Source organism: Oxynema aestuarii AP17, assembly GCF_012295525.1.
GTDB classification, from domain to species: Bacteria; Cyanobacteriota; Cyanobacteriia; order Cyanobacteriales; family Laspinemataceae; genus Oxynema; species Oxynema aestuarii.
Genome location: NZ_CP051167.1, coordinates 4,749,782 through 4,768,441 on the forward strand (window position 1 = coordinate 4,749,782; position 18,660 = coordinate 4,768,441).

General features: G+C 52.3%; 15 protein-coding genes. 7 read left to right on the forward strand and 8 right to left on the reverse strand.

What is annotated here, in order from left to right; genetic code table 11:
• Positions 1–133: 133 nt before the first annotated feature.
• Complete coding sequence (locus tag HCG48_RS19060; protein WP_168570572.1) at positions 134–295, reverse strand: hypothetical protein; 162 nt, start codon at positions 293–295, stop codon at positions 134–136.
• 109 nt (positions 296–404) lie between these two features.
• On the opposite strand from HCG48_RS19060, the gene psbA reads away from it, so the two are divergent.
• Both psbA and HCG48_RS19070 read left to right on the forward strand, forming a co-directional pair.
• Positions 405–1,487 carry a photosystem II reaction center subunit D1 gene (gene psbA, locus HCG48_RS19065; RefSeq protein WP_168568072.1) on the forward strand — a complete coding sequence of 361 codons (1,083 nt, stop codon included), beginning with the start codon at positions 405–407 and terminating at the stop codon, positions 1,485–1,487.
• A gap of 131 nt (positions 1,488–1,618) precedes the next feature.
• Positions 1,619–2,518, forward strand: coding sequence for a WD40 repeat domain-containing protein (locus HCG48_RS19070; protein WP_168570573.1), 900 nt, complete (start codon positions 1,619–1,621; stop codon positions 2,516–2,518).
• A 344-nt stretch (positions 2,519–2,862) separates the two neighbouring features.
• Here HCG48_RS19070 and HCG48_RS19075 read toward each other — a convergent pair whose 3' ends face one another.
• A complete protein-coding gene (locus HCG48_RS19075) occupies positions 2,863–5,340 on the reverse strand; it encodes an ATP-dependent Clp protease ATP-binding subunit (protein WP_168570574.1) in 2,478 nt (825 codons plus the stop codon).
• 415 nt (positions 5,341–5,755) lie between these two features.
• On the opposite strand from HCG48_RS19075, the gene HCG48_RS19080 reads away from it, so the two are divergent.
• From HCG48_RS19080 to HCG48_RS19085, 3 genes are all read left to right on the forward strand, one after another.
• Positions 5,756–5,992 (forward strand): hypothetical protein, encoded by a 237-nt coding sequence (locus HCG48_RS19080; protein ID WP_168570575.1) that lies wholly within the window; start codon positions 5,756–5,758, stop codon positions 5,990–5,992.
• Positions 5,993–5,998: 6 nt separating this feature from the next.
• Entirely contained in the window at positions 5,999–6,130 is a 132-nt protein-coding gene (locus HCG48_RS26575) for a hypothetical protein (protein WP_281362026.1), read from the forward strand.
• 131 nt (positions 6,131–6,261) lie between these two features.
• Positions 6,262–6,459 carry a hypothetical protein gene (locus HCG48_RS19085; RefSeq protein WP_168570576.1) on the forward strand — a complete coding sequence of 66 codons (198 nt, stop codon included), beginning with the start codon at positions 6,262–6,264 and terminating at the stop codon, positions 6,457–6,459.
• A gap of 155 nt (positions 6,460–6,614) precedes the next feature.
• Here the strand turns inward: HCG48_RS19085 and HCG48_RS19090 are convergent, their stop codons facing one another.
• The 4 genes from HCG48_RS19090 to HCG48_RS19105 form a co-directional block, all read right to left on the reverse strand.
• Positions 6,615–7,784: a DUF4340 domain-containing protein gene (locus HCG48_RS19090; protein WP_168570577.1), complete on the reverse strand. Its 1,170-nt coding sequence runs from the start codon at positions 7,782–7,784 to the stop codon at positions 6,615–6,617.
• A gap of 211 nt (positions 7,785–7,995) precedes the next feature.
• Positions 7,996–9,858 (reverse strand): GldG family protein, encoded by a 1,863-nt coding sequence (locus HCG48_RS19095; RefSeq protein WP_168570578.1) that lies wholly within the window; start codon positions 9,856–9,858, stop codon positions 7,996–7,998.
• A 57-nt stretch (positions 9,859–9,915) separates the two neighbouring features.
• Positions 9,916–10,728: an ABC transporter permease gene (locus HCG48_RS19100; RefSeq protein WP_168570579.1), complete on the reverse strand. Its 813-nt coding sequence runs from the start codon at positions 10,726–10,728 to the stop codon at positions 9,916–9,918.
• A 113-nt stretch (positions 10,729–10,841) separates the two neighbouring features.
• Positions 10,842–11,972, reverse strand: coding sequence for an ABC transporter ATP-binding protein (locus HCG48_RS19105; RefSeq protein ID WP_168570580.1), 1,131 nt, complete (start codon positions 11,970–11,972; stop codon positions 10,842–10,844).
• Between the two features lie 309 nt (positions 11,973–12,281).
• Here HCG48_RS19105 and HCG48_RS19110 point away from each other — a divergent pair, with 309 nt between their 5' ends.
• A complete protein-coding gene (locus HCG48_RS19110; RefSeq protein ID WP_168570581.1) occupies positions 12,282–13,433 on the forward strand; it encodes a slr1591 family oxidoreductase in 1,152 nt (383 codons plus the stop codon).
• Positions 13,434–13,825: 392 nt separating this feature from the next.
• Here the strand turns inward: HCG48_RS19110 and HCG48_RS19115 are convergent, their stop codons facing one another.
• Entirely contained in the window at positions 13,826–14,053 is a 228-nt protein-coding gene (locus tag HCG48_RS19115; protein ID WP_168570582.1) for a hypothetical protein, read from the reverse strand.
• A gap of 131 nt (positions 14,054–14,184) precedes the next feature.
• The gene (gene pdhA / locus HCG48_RS19120; RefSeq protein WP_168570583.1) at positions 14,185–15,216 is read right to left on the reverse strand and encodes a pyruvate dehydrogenase (acetyl-transferring) E1 component subunit alpha; all 1,032 of its coding nucleotides are present in this window, start codon (positions 15,214–15,216) and stop codon (positions 14,185–14,187) included.
• Positions 15,217–15,568: 352 nt separating this feature from the next.
• Between pdhA and HCG48_RS19125 the strand changes: the two genes are divergently transcribed.
• The gene (locus HCG48_RS19125; RefSeq protein WP_168570584.1) at positions 15,569–17,884 is read left to right on the forward strand and encodes an IMS domain-containing protein; all 2,316 of its coding nucleotides are present in this window, start codon (positions 15,569–15,571) and stop codon (positions 17,882–17,884) included.
• Positions 17,885–18,660 lie beyond the last annotated feature (776 nt).

Consider the following 18,660-nt stretch of genomic DNA (forward strand, 5'->3'; position numbering starts at 1 on the left):
TTTGTTTGACATCCACGACCCGTCCAGCCGCAGATTGGGAGGATTTCGTTTTGAGGGTGCATTTCCGATCCGCCGCACTGTTCACCAGCCGAATTGTATGGCTGTACGTTGGTGTCGGGACAGAAAGCTGCCGCTAGTCTTGGCCATCAAGGGCATTGCTGCCGTGCCAGTTCAAATTTACCAGATTGGTGACTCCGTTCCACTCGATCGCCTCGGCTTTCATCCCGACAGCTTCGCGTAGAGTGCGGGGCTTCCCGCCGATTAAGCTAAAAAAAATATAAGTTAAACTTATCAAAGTTATCAGGAAAACTTTTGCTTAAAACCCTTTACAAAGCTTAACAAAGTCGTTAAGATGGGAACCATCATACAAACCACCTTGAAAACCAAATAGCACTCATAAACACATGACGACTACCTTACAGCAGCGCGAAAGCGCCTCCCTGTGGGATCGGTTCTGCGAGTGGGTTGCCAGCACCGAAAACCGCCTTTACATCGGCTGGTTCGGCGTGTTGATGATCCCCACCCTCTTGACCGCCACGACCTGCTTCATCATTGCCTTCATCGCGGCTCCTCCGGTTGACATCGACGGGATCCGCGAACCCGTTGCCGGGTCCTTGCTCTACGGGAACAACATCATCTCTGGTGCTGTGGTTCCTTCTTCCAACGCGATCGGGTTGCACTTCTACCCGATTTGGGAAGCGGCGAGCTTGGATGAATGGCTCTACAACGGCGGCCCCTATCAGTTAGTGATCTTCCACTTCCTGATCGGCGTGTTCTGCTACATGGGTCGCGAATGGGAACTGAGCTACCGTCTGGGGATGCGTCCTTGGATCTGCGTCGCTTACAGCGCTCCCGTCGCCGCCGCTACCGCCGTGTTCTTGATCTATCCTTTGGGTCAAGGCAGCTTCTCCGACGGAATGCCCTTGGGCATCAGTGGCACCTTCAACTTCATGTTAGTGTTCCAAGCCGAACACAACATTTTGATGCACCCCTTCCACCAACTCGGTGTTGCCGGGGTCTTCGGCGGTGCGCTGTTCAGTGCCATGCACGGTTCCTTGGTCACCAGCTCCTTGGTTCGTGAAACCACCGAAACCGAGTCTCAAAACTACGGTTACAAATTCGGTCAAGAGGAAGAAACCTACAACATCGTTGCCGCTCACGGCTACTTCGGTCGTTTGATCTTCCAATATGCCTCGTTCAACAACAGCCGCTCTCTCCACTTCTTCTTAGCGGCTTGGCCCGTGGTTGGCATCTGGTTTACCGCTCTGGGTATTTCCACGATGGCGTTCAACCTCAATGGCTTCAACTTCAACCAGTCGATTGTTGACTCTCAAGGTCGCGCGATTGGTACCTGGGCTGATGTCATCAACCGTGCCAACTTGGGTATGGAAGTCATGCACGAGCGCAATGCTCACAACTTCCCCTTAGATTTGGCGAGCACCGATGCGACTCCGGTTGCTTTGACGGCTCCTCAAATCAACGGCTAATTCCTAAGTTTTAGCTAGATTCAAAAAAGCGTCCTCTAAAGGGGGCGCTTTTTTATTGGGAATTTTTTTATGAAGAATTTAAGGTTGGAGTTGGATGGGATAAGATGAGTTAGCAAGGGGTTAAGGGTGGAATGTTTTTTCCGTTTAAAAAATTGCCTCCGGCGATCGCCTCTGCTGGAGCTGACGGTACAGTGAAGTTGTGGAGTTTGGACGGCCATTTAGAAGCCACGTTAAAGGGTCATAAAGCTAATGTTTTAGGGGTAAAGTTCAGTCCGGACGGTCGCTTAATTGCGTCGGTGAGTGGCGATCGCACCATGAAATTATGGCGGCGGGACGGTCAATTGATTAAAACCGTCAAAGGCCATCACGGCGAAGTATTTGGGGTTAGTTTTAGTGAAGACGGGCGCAAAATTGCCACGGGAAGCAGCGATCGCACGATCAAAATTTGGCAGCGTGACGGTCGCTTAATCACGTCCATTCGCCGCCACACCATGGGATTTTACGGCATGAGTTTTATGCCCGACGGTAAATTAATTGCCTCCGCTTGTGCCGATGCGACAGTGAAATTATGGCAGTTTGACGGGCTATGTTTGCGAACCTTAGAAGGTCACGAAGATATCGTTTATAGTGTCGATTTTAGTCCCGATGGGAAAAGAATTGTTTCGGGAAGTCGAGATACGACGGTCAAACTATGGACGAAAGATAGGGCCTGGGGCCGTAATGGCAGTGTCAGAACCCTCAAAAGTCATCAAAATGCAGTGATTCAGGTTTGTTTTAGTCGCAACGGACGGTTAATTGCGTCGGCGAGTGCGGATAAAACCATTAAAATTTGGGATTTAGAGGGGAGATTGTTGACGACACTCAAAGGGCATAAAGATTTAGTTTATAGTGTTAATTTTAGTCCGGACAGTCGCTGGTTAGTTTCCGCGAGCGAAGATAATACGGTACGGCTGTGGTCTTTGGAGAAGCAAGAAAGCGAAATTGTGGGTCATTCCAAAAGCCCAATTTACACCGCTTGTTTTAGTCCGTGAACCATTTTTTATATGGATTTGAATATTTTTTAAAGTTTCCTCATTGAATTAGAGCAATCCTAAATAGGTTATAAAGTTATAAAGTTTATGGATAACGAGAGGGTAGGGACACTGCACTTCCGTGTCCTTACACGTAATGTATCTCCATCGACGTTTTAAATAATGGGTATTAGATGGGATAGGATTACTATCATTCGATCGCCCGAATAGCTTGATTTGAATCGGTCATGGTTGGCAATTTTCTTTCTCTTCCTCAATCTACAGAAAAAGAAGCCGGAGACCGCGATCTCCAGCTTCTTTTTCGTCATTAACGCGCCAATTTATACGGCGGACAATAGGCGGAACTAACCCACAGGTTGGGGAACGCGATCGCGCACTTCCACCGCTTCGACGTGGACGTTCCCCTCGTCGTTGACATCGACGATCGCTTTAGACCCGTCGTACAAATTCCCCGCTAACATCGCTTCCGCCAAAGTATCTTCTAACAGGCGCATAATCGCGCGGCGTAACGGTCGGGCGCCGTAACTGGGATTGTAGCCTTCCTCAACTAACAGGTCTTTAAACCGATCGCTGACTTCGAGTTCGATCCCTTTTTCACCCAAGCGGGAGAAGACCTCGCGCAACATAATCTCGGCGATATCTTTGACCTCTTCTTTGGTCAACTGACGGAAGACGATAATCTCGTCGATCCGATTGAGGAACTCGGGGCGGAAATATTGCTTGAGTTCTTCGTTGACCAGATTGCGGATGCGGTGATATTGAGCATCTTCGCTGTTTTCCGAGAACTCGAACCCGAGTCCGCCGCCACCTTTTTCGATCACCTTCGACCCGATATTGCTGGTCATGATAATTAAGGTGTTCTTGAAGTCTACCGTGCGACCTTTGGCGTCGGTGAGGCGCCCGTCTTCGAGGATTTGCAGCAGACTGTTGAAGACGTCGGGGTGAGCTTTTTCGATTTCGTCGAACAGGAGGACGCTGTAGGGACGACGGCGAACTGCTTCGGTGAGTTGACCGCCTTCGTCGTAACCGACAAATCCGGGAGGCGAACCGATCAGTTTGGACACCGTGTGGCGTTCCATATATTCGGACATGTCGAGACGAATCATGGCGTCCTCGGAACCGAAGAAGTAGGAGGCGAGGGCTTTGGTCAGTTCGGTTTTCCCGACTCCGGTCGGACCGGAAAAGATGAAGCTGGCGATCGGACGGTTGGGGTTTTTCAGACCGACTCGGGCGCGACGGATGGCGCGAGAGACTGCTTTGACGGCTTCGTCTTGTCCGATCAGGCGTTGGTGGAGGGTGTCCTCCATTTGCAGCAGTTTTTCCGATTCGGATTCGGTGAGTTTGCTGACGGGGACGCCAGTCCAGAAGGCGACGATTTGGGCGATGTCTTCTTCGGTGACGATCGCCGGATCCCCGTTCGCGTTTTCCCGTTTGTGGTTTTCGGCGATCGCCTCGATTTCTTTTTGAATCTCCAACTCGCGATCGCGCAACTGACCCGCTTTCTCGAAATCTTGATCCCGGACTGCCGTATCTTTATCCTTCACCACCTGGGAAAGTTCTTGTTTGAGTTCTTTGGCGGCGGGGGGTAATTTTGAGTTGCGCAGGCGGACGCGAGATCCGGCTTCGTCGATCAGGTCGATCGCCTTATCCGGTAAGAAGCGATCGCTGATATAGCGTTCCGACAGTTTCGCCGCCGCTTCTAACGACTCATCCGCAATTTTGAGTTTGTGGTGTTCTTCGTAGCGCGATCGCAACCCGTAGAGAATCTCGATCGTTTCTTCGACGCTGGGTTCGCCGACCATCACGGGTTGAAAACGCCGTTCGAGGGCTGCATCGCGTTCGATATGCTTGCGGTATTCGTCCAAGGTGGTCGCGCCGATACACTGGAGTTCGCCCCTAGCTAAGGCAGGTTTGAGCAGGTTGGCGGCGTCCATTCCGCCTTCGAGGGACCCGGCGCCGACGAGGGTGTGAAGTTCGTCGATCACTAAAATGATGTTGCCGTCTTCGCGAACTTCTTGGACGATCGCCTTGAGACGTTCCTCAAATTCGCCGCGAAACCGCGTTCCGGCGACGACCAACCCCATATCGAGGGTGTAAACTTGTTTGTCTTCGAGCAGTTCGGGAACGTTATTGGTGGCGATGCGGTGGGCCAACCCTTCGGCGATCGCCGTTTTCCCGACCCCCGGTTCCCCGATCAACACCGGGTTATTTTTCGTCCGCCGTCCGAGAATTTGGATGACTCGTTCGATCTCTTTTTTCCGTCCGACCACCGGATCGAGCTCGCCGTCGATCGCCTTTTCCGTTAAATTAATCCCGAATTCGTCGAGTTGGGGATTTTTTTGCCGTCCGCCGCGACTCCTCCCTCCCGCCGCGATCGGGGCTGCAGGTTCGTTCCCCAAGCGTTCGACGGTTTGCGATCGCAGCACTTTCGGATCGATACCCAGGTTTTCTAAAACTTTGGTCGCGACCCCTTCGCTTTCATGAGTCAGTCCTAACAGCAGGTGTTCGGTCCCGATATAGTTATGGCCGAGTTGGCGCGATTCCTGCATCGCTTGCTCTAAAACCCGCTTCGCCCTAGGGGTCAGGGGGATTTCTGCCGGGACGAAGCCGCTTCCTTTCCCGATGATTTTTTCGACTTCAACCCGCGCATCTTTGAGCTTGACCCCCATTGATTTGAGGATTTGAGCCGCCAATCCCGTGCCTTCGCCAATTAAACCGAGTAAAATTTGCTCGGTACCGACGAAGTTATGACCCAGGCGGCGCGCTTCCTCCTGAGACAACATGATCGCTTTGATCGCTTTTTCGGTGAAATATTCAAACATGAGGCTATTTTAGTTTGTGTATTTTTGTGTAGTTCCTATCTTCTAAGGTATCTCCATGCGTCCGAGCAGACAGTGACGAGATCCGTAATGGGATGGGGAAGTAGCCGTCGGAGTCTCGGGTCGATCGCCGCTCGTCAAAACAAAATCGATCGCGAGATCTCCCTCAATTTTTTAATGATGGGAAGCACGAGGGAAGCCGTTAACTCAAACATTACCAATCGGATTTAGAGATCGACAAAGCAGGCGAACTCGACGACGACAAGATTTTAAAACCAGGCGCTTGCACCTGCAATTCCCCACCCGGAGAGTCGATCGCCCGTCCGGGGCGCGATCGCATTGTAGAGGTTGAAGTATTTAACTTGCATATTTAGATCGCTTCTAATGTTCGTATGTAATCTATTGTAAACCGTCGTTCGTGGGGCCATTGCGCGAACGCATCGAGTTGTCGCCGACGGCGCGCGATCGCGCGATCGCCGACACTCTCGGAAAATACGGCAGTGAGGGAACTAGAGGCGATCGCCCCTTCGGAAATCGCGCCGATTTTTTCTCTTTTTTTCTTTGGAATGGCGATCGGTGTCCGTCTCCTTCCTCCGGCTTCAATCCGACGAGAAAGCCGAAATGTCCCCCTAGAATTTCAGTGATTTCAGGGTAATCTGCTTTGCTCGAAATCGTGTTAGCAATTGACAACATCGACGGCGATCGCCTCCTCTCCTTCGGGCGCCTTCTCCTGTCCCCCGCGATCGCCTCGCCGATCTTAGAGCGCGATCGTGATCTCCATCACCTTTTTTAAGGGGTAAAGATCGCTTATTTGGACTCAAAACATCACCCGAGCAGATTTATCGAGGTCACGGCGCTAACTGGCAACTCCTGAGAAGCTTTAACCAGACCTGCATTAAAAATGCTCCAGGAGCGATAATTCCCATGATTCGTCAACTCGTCCAGCAAGTTTTTGTCACCGGAGTTCTCTCAACAACGACGGAAACCTTAATTCGACAAAGGTTTAATGAAGGTTGCGATCTTGACGAACTTGATGCCTTAATCGACCTGCAACAAGCGGTTATGTTCGGTCACGTCAAAAGGGAATCGAGTTTAATCTGCAAACCCGAACATTTTAGATGATGCGATCGATTTAGCTAACTTTAAAGGAGTTCTTCCGAACGGTACTCGCTCAAATGCGATCGCTCCTCCTCAGTCATATCAACAGCATGACCCGGGCTAAATTTTCGGCAAATTTTGACTTTCCCCCGTTCGGAAGAACTCTTTCTTAAAAAAGCTTAGGGAGAATCGGAATTCGGTTGATTTTCTGTTTCTAAAGATTCCGACTCTGTCCCTTCATTTTGAGTTGGAGGGATTTGCTCTGTTGTTTCTGCTGAATTTTCACCCGGGTTCGCTTCGGGTTGTGTCGAGTCTGCTGGCGTTTCGCCTTCAGGGTTATCTTGAATATTATTTTGAGGATTATTGTCTGTTTCGCCTTCAGCTTCGTTCTGTGCTTCTGTCGATTCAGGGGCTGGAGTTTGGCTCGTTTCGGGTTCGCTTTCCGGGGGTTGTTTCCATTCTTCGATAGGGCGATCGATCGCATTTTCAAAGTTGGTCGAAACGAGAAAAACTTGCTGTTCGGCGCTGACCGTTATTTCCGGGTCGAGTTGAGCGTAAATAAAACTCCCCGTAAAATCGCGATCGCCTAAGAGAAGTTTGTGAGTTTGACCGTTTTTGAGAACGATCTCGACCGTCGCTTGGGGGTTGTCTAAACCGTAATCTTTTAAGAGTTGTGTGGTAGCGGCGATCGCCCGTTCTTGCTGACCTTTAATCACGTTATCGAAAAAGAAAGAAATATAAGCATCGTTCGCTACGATCTCCTCGGATGGTTTCTCGGATGCTTTAGTTTCTTGACTGTTTTCTTCCGTTTTAGTGTCTGCTTCCTCCGATTCGGGAACTTCACAAATACCTAAGTCCACATTGCTGTCCGTCGGTTCGCAACTTTCCGTCGCCGTCGGTGCAGTTTCAGCCGTCGTTTCAGCAACAGTTTCAGAATTAGTTTCTGATGCGGTTTCCATCGATTCACTCTCTGGCGATGGATTGTTTTCAGAAATTGCAGTTTCTGTACTTTCTTCTGTATCCGTCGCTTTTTCCGATGACGAACTGACCTCCGCTTTTGGCGTTTGTGTGGCTGTTTCTGTTTTATTTTCCACCACGGTCATTAACCAGGGGGTGCGATCGAGCATTTGCTCTTCCTCACTGTTCGTTCCCCGTTCAAAATGCAGAACCGCGCGATCGGTGGTTATGGTAAAAGACTCGATTTGCTCTTCATTGAAACTAAAAAGTTGCTTTTGTTTTTCGGCTTTTGCTTCTCGAATGGGGACAATTTCTTTTTCGTAATAGAGAAATCCCCCAATTAACCCGAGTGCCATAAAAACTAAAATCAGAGTAGAACGTTTGAGTTTCATAATAAAGAAGTTTAGAAGTCGAGAGTTGGGAACGAAAATGGAAAAGGCAAGAGGCAAAAGGAAGTAGGCAAAAGATCGGAAAGAAAAGCGATAAAGCCTGTGGTGTGGGCATCGGATCTGAATCTTCCCCACTTCCGATAAGATTTTAGAAATCAGAATTCAGTCAAAGAGCGATCGCCTCTCAATCTAAAATCTAAAATCTAAAATCCAATTATCGCTGTTTCCACCATAAAAGTGCGGCAGCGCTAAAGCCGATAAGCGGTAGAATTGCGATCGCCATCCATGCTAACAATCGTGCTTGTGCGGGCTGCATTTCAATCCGGCGCCGCGTTGCTTCTTTCGGTCGGATGGAAAGGGTTTCTTCATTTTGTTTGCTCAACCAATTCACGGAGTTGAGAAAAACATCGCCGTTGAGTTGCAGTTCAAAGCGCCCATCTGCTGCAAATTCGGAATTCCCAATCACGACCATTCGCGCCTGTTTATCCAAATCTGGTGTTTGTTCGGCAGTTTCTTCTTCAGCTTCTGGAGATTCAGTTACTTCTGGAGATTCCGTTGCTTCTGGAGATTCAGTTACTTCTGTTTCTTCTTCAGCTTCTGGAGATTCCGTTGCTTCTGGAGATTCAGTTACTTCTGGAGATTCAGTTACTTCTGGAGATTCAGTTGCTTCTGGAGATTCAGTTGTTTCTGGAGATTCCGTTACTTCTGGAGATTCAGTTGCTTCTGTTTCTTCTTCAGCTTCTGGAGATTCAGTTGCTTCTGGAGGGGTAGGTAATTGAGAATCGGCAGCTTCGTCTACGGTACGAGTGAGGGCGACACCCAAAGTTAACGGTCCTCTTCGATCGCGTTCCGGGTCGAATTGTAGTTGTTGCTGTTCGGGATTGGTTTCGGCCCAACTTTCTTGGGCACTAATTAATAAAGGAGTTTGTTCGACGCCTTCGACTTCTTCGAGTTGTAAAGGACGGGCTAAGGGATAAAAAGAATAGCCATTACTGAAGTCTCGAACAATGGGATGATTGCCGTAGTTGGAGATAAGCGGAATCGCCGGACCGAGACCGACTAAACGCCCGCTACCGGACGCATCGATGGCTAAGGCGTCGTCGAGTTGGACGCCCCATTCTTCTAGAAGGTTACCGAGTTGGGGGTTCGTTTCGGGGTCGATCAGCAGTAAGAGACTACCGCCGCGATTGAGATAGGCTTTTAATGCCTCAATTTCGCCTTCAAATAGAGGTTGTTTGGGACCGGCGGCGACGATGACGGAAGCATTTTCGGGAATTTCGGTGCGTTCGGCGAGGTTAAGGGGTTCGGTGACGAAATTGCTTTCTTCTAAGGCTTGGACGGCTTCGGACATCGACCCGGGGGATCCGGCTTCGAGGGGGCGTTCGCCGTGACCTTGGAGGAAGTAAACGGTGTAGGTACGATCGCTGATGAACTGCTCTAAAGTGCTGGTTAGTTTAGCTTCAGTCAGTCGCGATTGGGGATTAATTTGTTGTACGAATTGACGTTTTTCGCCATTGCGGGAATTGAGATACACTTCCCCAAAGCTTTTGACTTCAAACTGTTGGGCTAAAGAGATTTGTTGTTCCGGATCGATATAGCGAAAATCAAATTGTTGAGGGGCTTGTTGCTGATAGTTTTGTAGGAGTTCGAGATCGCTGGGATTGGGGGCGCGATCGAAAATGGTGACGGTGACGGGTTGGGGTAAATTCTTGACGATTTGCTGCGATTGGGGAGACAGAGTAAAACGCTGGCTTTCGGTGAGGTCCAATCTGACGGGATTGCGCAAGGCGATGCTGTTGAGCAATCCTAAAACGACTAGGATCGATAGGGTGGAGATCGCCGCGTTGGTGCCGACTTCGGTGGATCGCTTGTTCCAAAACCCCTCGGCAAACATCAGCGCCAGCAACAACCAGACGATAAAGACGGCAATCCCACCGACGACCAATCCCGTGGGAATCGGTCCCCAATTTCCCGAGACCAATCCGGCTGAAAGTCCCGCGATCGCCAATAACGGCCCGATCGGAAACCCATAAGGAATGAGTTTTGTCAACCCAGATGACTTGTTATTCTGTTGCATGGTCGGAGAAATAAAGGCGATGTGGAGAGGATTTCGTGGGGGTAAGAGTTGTGGGTGTTAGCTTTGTTGAAAGCGGAGGGCGTCGATCGATTGGGCGCTGAGAAAGACGCCTAAAACGATATAACTGGCAAACAAAATTAAGCTACTGAGATCGACAACCCCTTTAATCAAATTTTCGTAATGCTTTAACAGGGACAAATGGGTCAAAGCGTCGCCGACCGGACCGCCGACACTGTTCGCCAGGAGGTCGATGACCCACAAAAATAAGACTAAAGCAAAGGTGAGAATCGCCGATAAAATCGTGCTGTCGGTCAGCGACGAGATAAACATTCCCAAGGACAGGACGCTGGCGGCGAGTAAAATTAAGCCGAGGTGACCTAAAAGCGGTACGGCAAAAGGCATCGGCGGATTAGCCGCACTCAGGGCGATCGCCTCCAACCCGAGCAAAGGGGCGACTATCGTCGCAAAAAAGGTGACCACGCCTAACAGTTTGCCCGTCGCGACGGACCAGTTCGTTATCGGTGAAGTCGCCAGCAGTTCGATGGTGCCTCGTTTGCGTTCTTCCGCGTAGAGTCCCATGGACAAGATCGGCAAAATAAATAAAGAAACCGACCCCATCACCTGCAAAAACATCTGTAAAAATTCATAGGCGACATCCACCGGGGGAACTCTAAATCCCATTTGTTGGGCTTGTGCTTCCATCATTGCGACTTGCTGGACGATTCCCTCGGGACCGAGGAGGATGGCGACGAAGAAAAAGCCGGAGAGCAACCAAAAAATCCCGGCGATCGCGTAGGCGAGGGGCGACTGAAAATAACTTTGTAACTCTTTGCGGTAAATCGCAATAATATTACCGACGATCGTTCCCATAACTCTTATTCTCCTAAACCCGGACGAGCGAGGCGATCGCGAAGGGGCGATCGCGCCAGTAGCGTAACAGAAATCGAACCCTCGGGCCTTCTCCCCTTGGGGCGATCGCCCCCTCACCCCTCCCGAACTTCCTCATTTTCCGGCATCTCAGCCGTTTCTGGCGCTTCCGCCTCCACCTGCGCCCCGTCGGACTCGCTTTCTGCTTCTGGGGAAGACTCCTCTGTTTCCGCCGATTCTCGGGCCACGGTTTCGCTGTCGGTTTCCCCCGCCGCTTCCGACGCCGCCACGGTCCGATCTTCCTCGGTGGTCAACTGCAAGAACACCTCTTCCAAACTGGCCCGGTGACGTCGCATTTCGTGCAAGCGACAGCCCGCCGCATACAAAATCCCGACTACATCGGGCCCCGGTTCTTCTCCCGATTCGGCGATGACGCGCAACTGCTGGTGAGGTTCCCCTCCTTGCGGATCGAGGGCTTGAATCTCGCTGACTCCGGGCAAGTTTTGCAACGACTCGAACAAGTTTCCCCAATCTTTCTCCGGGGGAATTTCCACTTCTAAATCGTAAGAGGTTCCCCCGGTCAACTGACTCATCAACTCTTCAATCCCGCCCGTAGCCACCATTTTGCCGCGATTGATAATTGCTACCCGGCTGCAAGTCATGCTGACTTCGGGCAAAATATGGGTCGAAAGAATGATGGTATGTTCTCCCGCCAGACTTTTAATCAGATTGCGGACTTCAATAATTTGGCGCGGGTCTAATCCTACGGTCGGTTCGTCGAGGATAATCACCGGGGGGTCGTGAACGATCGCCTGAGCAATTCCGACACGCTGGCGAAAGCCTTTCGAGAGTTTGCCGATCGCGATGTTGCGTTTTTCTTCCAAGTTACAACGGGCGATCGCCGTGTTGACGCGATCTCGGCGATCGCCCCCCGCCACGTGCTTGATCCGCGCGACAAAATGCAAGAAACTCTCGACGGTCATATCGAGGTACAATGGCGGCGATTCGGGCAAATATCCGATGCGCTGGCGCACCGCCATCGAGTTTTCGTGGACTTCATACCCGGCAATTTTGGCCGTTCCTTTCGTCGCAGGCAAATATCCGGCCAAAATTCGCATGGTGGTCGTTTTTCCGGCCCCATTCGGCCCTAAAAAGCCGAGGATCTCTCCCGGTTCCACCTGAAACGAGAGGTCTTCGATCGCCTTGGTCGAACCGTAAATCTTACTTAACTGCTCTACCTCGATCATGTTGTCTCAACTCAATTATTGGGTTTTCCGTTCTCATTGACCCTGTTGATTTCTGGGGTTGCCATCCTTGTGTCCATCCCTTCCGTACGATTCTCCTGGGGAGACGCCAAGCGCAAAGCGCGCAGACGAATATCAGAATAACAAGAAATCTTGAGCTTTTCGGTTTTAGCTCCCAGATCCCCAGAGGATCGCCGATTTCGGGCCGCTCGCCCGCCATCGGGAGGCGATCGGTTTTACCCTAGATTGGGGGGCGATCGTCAGGTTGGATCTAGTTCCAAGATCTTCGAGCAACAGATACCCGCAAAGCATATGCCAGAACTTTCTCAAAATCTGGTCTTCATCGGTGGCGGTCACAGTCACGCGATCGCCTTGAACTTATGGGGAAAGCAGCCTTTAGCCGATGTCAACGTTACCTTAATCAGTAATGTCCGCCATACCCCCTATTCCGGGATGCTACCGGGCTATATCGCCGGATTTTACTGTTTTGAGGAGGTCCATATCGACCTCGAACCGTTGGCGAAGTTCGCGCGATCGCGCTTCGTCCTCGATCGCGCCGTCGGCTTGGATTTAGACAATCGTCGGGTGATTTGTGGCGATCGCCCCCCGATTCCCTTCGACGTTGTCTCCATCGATATCGGTAGCACTCCCGCCACGATCGCCACTCCCGGCGCCGCCGACTACGCCATCCCCGCCAAACCCGTACCCCAGTTACTCCACCATTGGTCCGAACTGCTCGATCGCGTCCAAGCCGAACCCAACCGACGTTGGCGTTTGGCAGTCGTCGGCGGCGGCGCCGGAGGGGTCGAGTTAATCTTATCGATGCAAGCGCGCTTGTGGCGCCTACTCCCTCCCGGCGATCGCGCTGCTCTCGAATTTCACTTATTCCAGCGCGGTTGCGAGCTTCTCCCCAGTCACAATCCCTACGTCCGCACCACGTTGACCCGCTTGTTAGGCGATCGCGGGATTCACCTCCATTTGGGCGAAACCGTGTCTGGCTTAACTCGCGAAGGGGGGGCGATCGCTCTTCAGTGCGCCTCTGGCTTCTGTGTGGCGTGCGATCGCGTCTTCTGGGTCACCCAAGCCTCGGCGCCGGAGTGGATCGCGCGATCGGGTTTGGCGACTGACGCAGCCGGGTTTATCCTCGTCGGCGATACCTTGCAATCCCTCTCTCATCCCGAAGTTTTCGCTACGGGAGATATCGCCACGATGCAGAACCATCCCCGTCCGAAAGCAGGGGTGTTCGCCGTGCGCCAGGGTCCACCCCTCGATCGCAATTTACGCCTATTTTTGCAGAATCGACCCCCGCAACCTTTCCGACCGCAAACCCAGTTCCTCACCCTGATCGGCACGGGAACGGGACGGGCGATCGCCTCTCGTGGCGCTTTCGGCTGCGGTCCCAACCGCCTGCTGTGGCGGTGGAAGGATCGCATCGATCGCAAATTCATGCAGACTTTTCGCTAAATTGAGCGCGCCAAATCTCGAATTTTCTCGAATCCTGTCGCAAAAAAGAGGGAACCCTTCACCGAGATTTACTTTTCCACTAACGAGGCTTTTGTTAACATCGCCACGTAAGAAACGACCAAAGAATAAAACAGGAGTTCGATCATCATCCCAGTCCTCAAGTTATTCAAGTGTGAAACTCAATCCAGATGCAATCCCCAAATTAGACTCCGTTTCGACGCCTGCGCGATCGCACGGAGGTCAACGTAGGAGGCTGGTACGTGAAGGGCCCTACAGACGCCCTAAACTGCGGGCAATTTCCCTTCAGGAGAGTGACCGCATCCGTAAATTCACGGATGCATTCTTTCTGGATAATCTATTTTCAAGTAAAAGTCAAGTTTATTAATCTTTTTTTAAGAATTATGCCGTCCCGAGAGGGCAAAAGGGGCATGAGTGGTGAAGGGGTAAAGGGGTAAGACCCTTTTTCTAGCTTGTTTTCGGCGATCGCCCTCCCGAGAACTCGCCGACGGGACGAGGGAACAGCGATCGCTCACCTCCAGGGGGCGGCGATCGACCGATCCGCGTTGACTTCGGTTAACCGAACCGTATAAATACGTAAAATATACGTAAAATTCAGTCAAACATACGCAAACAATCGCAATCAAGCGCAAACAAATCGAGCAAAAATTATGGCGGTCGCAAAAAAATAGGAATGTCCGGTGACATTCCCAAAACGCAAAAGTTCAACGGCGATTTCGTGACCTGGCGCCGTTTAATCTTCCGCAAAAATATAGCGGCGCAGTTCGCTCGGATCCGGTTCCGGACTGCTCTCGGCAAACTCCACCGCTTCCTCGATTTCCTGGCGAATTCGCTTCTCGATTTCGTCGAGTTCCTCTTGTCGAACTAAATTGTGTTCTAACAAATGCGCTCCCAAACGGGCGATCGGATCGCGAGCGTGCCAAAAGTCCTTCTCTTCCTTCGATCGCAGCTCGTCGGGATCCGCCAGGGAGTGACCCCGGAAACGATAGGTCAACGCCTCGATCAACGTCGGGCCTTCTCCCGCACGGGCGCGTTCCACCGCCTCTAAGGCTGCCTCACGCACCGCCAGCACGTCCATTCCGTCCACTTCAACGCCCTTGAGACCGAAAACACTGGCTTTTTTATAAATTTCCGGTTCCGAGGTCGCCCGTTCGTGAGCCATTCCGATCGCCCACTTATTATTCTCGACCACGTAAAGAATCGGCAGTTTCCACAGCGCCGCCATATTCAAACATTCGTAAAACTGACCGTTATTGCAAGCGCCATCCCCGAAGAAACACGCCGTCACCTGGTCCGCTTTGGGATCGCCGAGAGCATCGCGACGGTAACGACTTTGGAACGCCGCCCCCGTCGCCACCGGAATCCCTTCCGCCACGAACGCATAACCGCCGAGCAAGTTATGTTCCGCAGAAAATAAGTGCATCGAACCGCCGCGACCTTTCGAGCATCCCGTCGCCTTCCCGAACAATTCCGCCATCACTTCGCGAGCGGGAACCCCCGCACTGAGGGCGTGAACGTGATCGCGATAGGTACTGGCGACAAAATCTTCGTCGCGACGCATGGCCCGGATGACCCCCGTCGAAACTGCTTCCTGGCCATTGTAGAGGTGGACGAAGCCAAACATTTTGCCGCGATAGTACATTTCGGCACACTTATCTTCAAAAAAGCGGCCCAAGACCATATCTTCGTACAGCATCAATCCGTCCTCTTTCGAGATCGTTGCTGCCGTGGCCTCAAATTTCGGTAAAGTCCGTTCTTGAATCATCGATTAACTCGTTCCCTCGCAACAATACCCAGAATTGTCATCCTTCAACATATCATTGCTCCGAACCGCCGCGTTCGCCCCAATTAACAGGCTAAGCGAGAACGGTCACCTGGAGACCCGATCGCAACCAATCCATTCGCTCTATCTCCCCGACTCGGGAGGCGGGTAAAACGCGTTCCCCTTGCCTCTGCGACTGAACGCCCATTCGCGATCGAGTCGCTTTTGCTACTTACCAATAAAGTTTCAAACTTTTACACTAGAATCTAGAGGCTATAATTATCGCACCATTGTAGAGAGTTTTGGAGATCCTCTTGTCAGTCCGTCTGGTCGCTCACTGGTGGGGAAGTAGACAGTGCTAGTTCCACTCGATTATTACAGGATTCTCGGCTTGCCCATACAGGCTACTGCCGAACAATTACAGCAGGCTCATCGCGATCGCGTGCAACAACTCCCCCGTCGGGAATATTCCGAGGTGGCCACCGTGGAGCGCAAGCGGCTGATTGACGAAGCTTACGCCGTGTTGTCCGATCCGGAAGAACGCCAAATCTACGATGCCAATTTTCTCGCCAAATCCTACGATGCCGAACGAGAAGTCGGGGATCCTTCCGGGCGAGATTTGTGGGCTAAGGGGGCGCGATCGGAATCGAGCAGTACGCCGAGCATCGAAATCGAACCGGAACAATTTGTCGGCGCTTTGTCGATTCTCCAAGAACTCGGCGAATACGAACTGGTCTTGAAGTTGGGCCTGCCAATTCTGAGTGCCAACAATATCAGCCTCAAAAACGGGCGCTTCGGAGATCCGAACCTGGTAGTTCCCGATATCGTCTTGACCGTCGCTTTAGCCTGTTTGGAACTCGGACGGGAGCAGTGGCAGCAAAGCCAATACGAAAGTGCGGCAAAATCTTTAGAAACGGGTCAAGATCTTTTACTGACCGAGGGGCTGTTTGCCAACCTGCGCGGGGAAATGGGTTCGGATCTCTACAAACTACGTCCCTACCGGATTTTGGAGTTACTCGCCCTACCGGAAACGAAGGTCAAGGAACGGCAACGCGGGTTACGGCTGCTGCAAGAAATGCTCGAAGAACGCGGCGGCATCGACGGCACCGGGAACGACCAATCCGGCTTGAATGTAGATGACTTTTTGCGGTTTATCCAACAACTGCGCGGCCATTTGACGGCGGCGGAACAGCAGGAATTATTTGAAGCGGAAGCGCGGCGTCCGTCGGCGGTGGCGACTTATTTAGCGGTCTACGCTTTGGTCGCGGGGGGCTTTGCCACGCGCCAACCGTCGTTGATTCGGCGGGGGAAGTTGATGCTGGCTCATTTGGGGCGGCGTCAGGACGTGCATTTGGAGCAGGCGGTTTGCGCTTTGCTGCTCGGTCAAACTGAGGAAGCGTCCCAGGTTTTGGAGTTGACGCAGGAACGGGAACCCCTGGCGTTTATCCGGGAACAGTCCCAAGATGCGCCGGATTTACTGCCGGGATTGTGCCTGTATGCGGAACGGTGGTTGCAAGGGGAGGTGTTTCCCCATTTTCGCGATTTGGCGAGCGATCTCGCCTCGTTGAAGGATTATTTTGCCGACGAACAAGTTCAGGGCTATTTGGAAGGCTTGCCGGAAACTTCTAGCCAGGAGGTGGACGAGTGGGTGCCTTTGGCTCAGTCGAATCCCCCGCTTACGGTGGGTCTGCCGGAACCCAAGCCCAGACCGGATTCGGCGGTGCGCGCTTCGTTTCGGTTGAGCGATCGCCCCACGGGAAATGCTTATTCCCCGGTGGCTTTGTCTTCGTCCGGGGAACCGTCTGCGCGACTGGCGGAGGGGAACCGAGGAAGTTCGTTGGCGTCCCTTCCCCACGCCCGACGGGATTACAATCCGGAACGAGTCGGCGATTCCCCCCGCCGCAGCTCTCCCGGCAGTGGCGCCAACCGTCCCCCGGGTTGGGAACCCCAATTACCCCTGAGAAGTGGGGAGGAGCGATCGCGTTTACCCGTGGCGACGCGGGTTCGCAGTGGCGACGGTTCCGATGGCAGTCATTCCCGTCGTACTCGTCGCGGCGCCGGACGGGGGCGATCGCTTAAAGTCAGTCGCCTGTTACTGCTCGCTGCGGCGGGAATTTTTGCCCTGCTCTTTCTCTGGTTTTTACTCGGTCTGATCTTCGGTGGCGTGCGCGCTTTGTTCGCTCGCGGTCCATCCCTGGAAGGCGAACAGTTGAATATTCGTTTGGATCGCCCGGTGATGCTCCCGGATCGACCTAAACCGGAGGAACTCGCTCTCGGAGGTCCACTGACTGAAGATAAAGCGGCTCAGACGATCCGCCAGTGGTTCTCGGTGAAGGCTCAAGCGTTGGGTAAAGATCGCCAGGTGGATCGGCTCTCCGAGGTGCTGGTGGATCCGGCGTTGTCGTTATGGCAGCGACGGGCCCAAGATGCTCGCCGGGACAATTGGCATTGGGAATATCAACACCAACTCGAAGAGGTCAGCCAGTTGAAGGTGAGCGAAACCGATCCGAATCAGGCGACGGTCGAGGCGCAAGTGGTCGAATCGGGGCAGTTGTTCGAGAATGGTCAGCCGAGTCGCACCCGCGAGGATAATTTACGGATTCGCTACCAGTTGATGCGCGACGGCGATCGCTGGAAGATCCGCGATTGGGCGATTCTCAGCGAAGGTTAGACCGTTTCTAGGGAAGGCGCTTCCGATTATTACTCTCAATCGTTCGATCGCAAGGGGTCAGGTCACCACGCCTGACCCCTTTGCGATCGCGACGGCGGACGGGCGATCGCCGCTCAAAGATTAAGGAAAGTTATATTTTTCATAAGTTTGCATGATTTGAGTTCCGGGGACTCCCGCCCCGCCCGCCACCGATCGCCCGACCCGGACTCGGCGGCTCGTGGGGATCTCAACCGGAAAGCGTCCCGAGCGCCCTTCGGGTATCAGCCGCTCAAATGCCTTATTTTTCAAGGGTTTTCACATTTTGTTATTAAATCTTGACAAATTGGACGGGCGATCGGGAGCATTGGGGAACAAAATGTTAAAATTTGATGACATTACGATCCCCACGTTGCCTATAAATTCGTAGATCGCCGACAGAATCGACCTTTAGACCCCTTGACCCCAGCGAGAGTTTTCTGCAACATAGACTTAACAAAGCGATCCCGGCGATCCCCAGACCGCCATCTGGAATCGGACGCCAAAGCGGGCGAGGACACTCGAAACCGCATCCGAGGGATCGACCGAACCAGACCGTACCTTTTTTGTAAATCGACGATAAAACTCCGCCTAAATCAAGCGAGGAAACTGCAAAATCGACGAGGGTGCCACGGATGAGAACCCGACGTTGCCCTCCCTTTGAAATAACAAACTCACTGATGTCATCGAGCCTGCCGGGGAGATGCACCCGCCTCACCCCGATCGAGCATTTGGCCGCCCTTTCTCCAAACACAATCGGA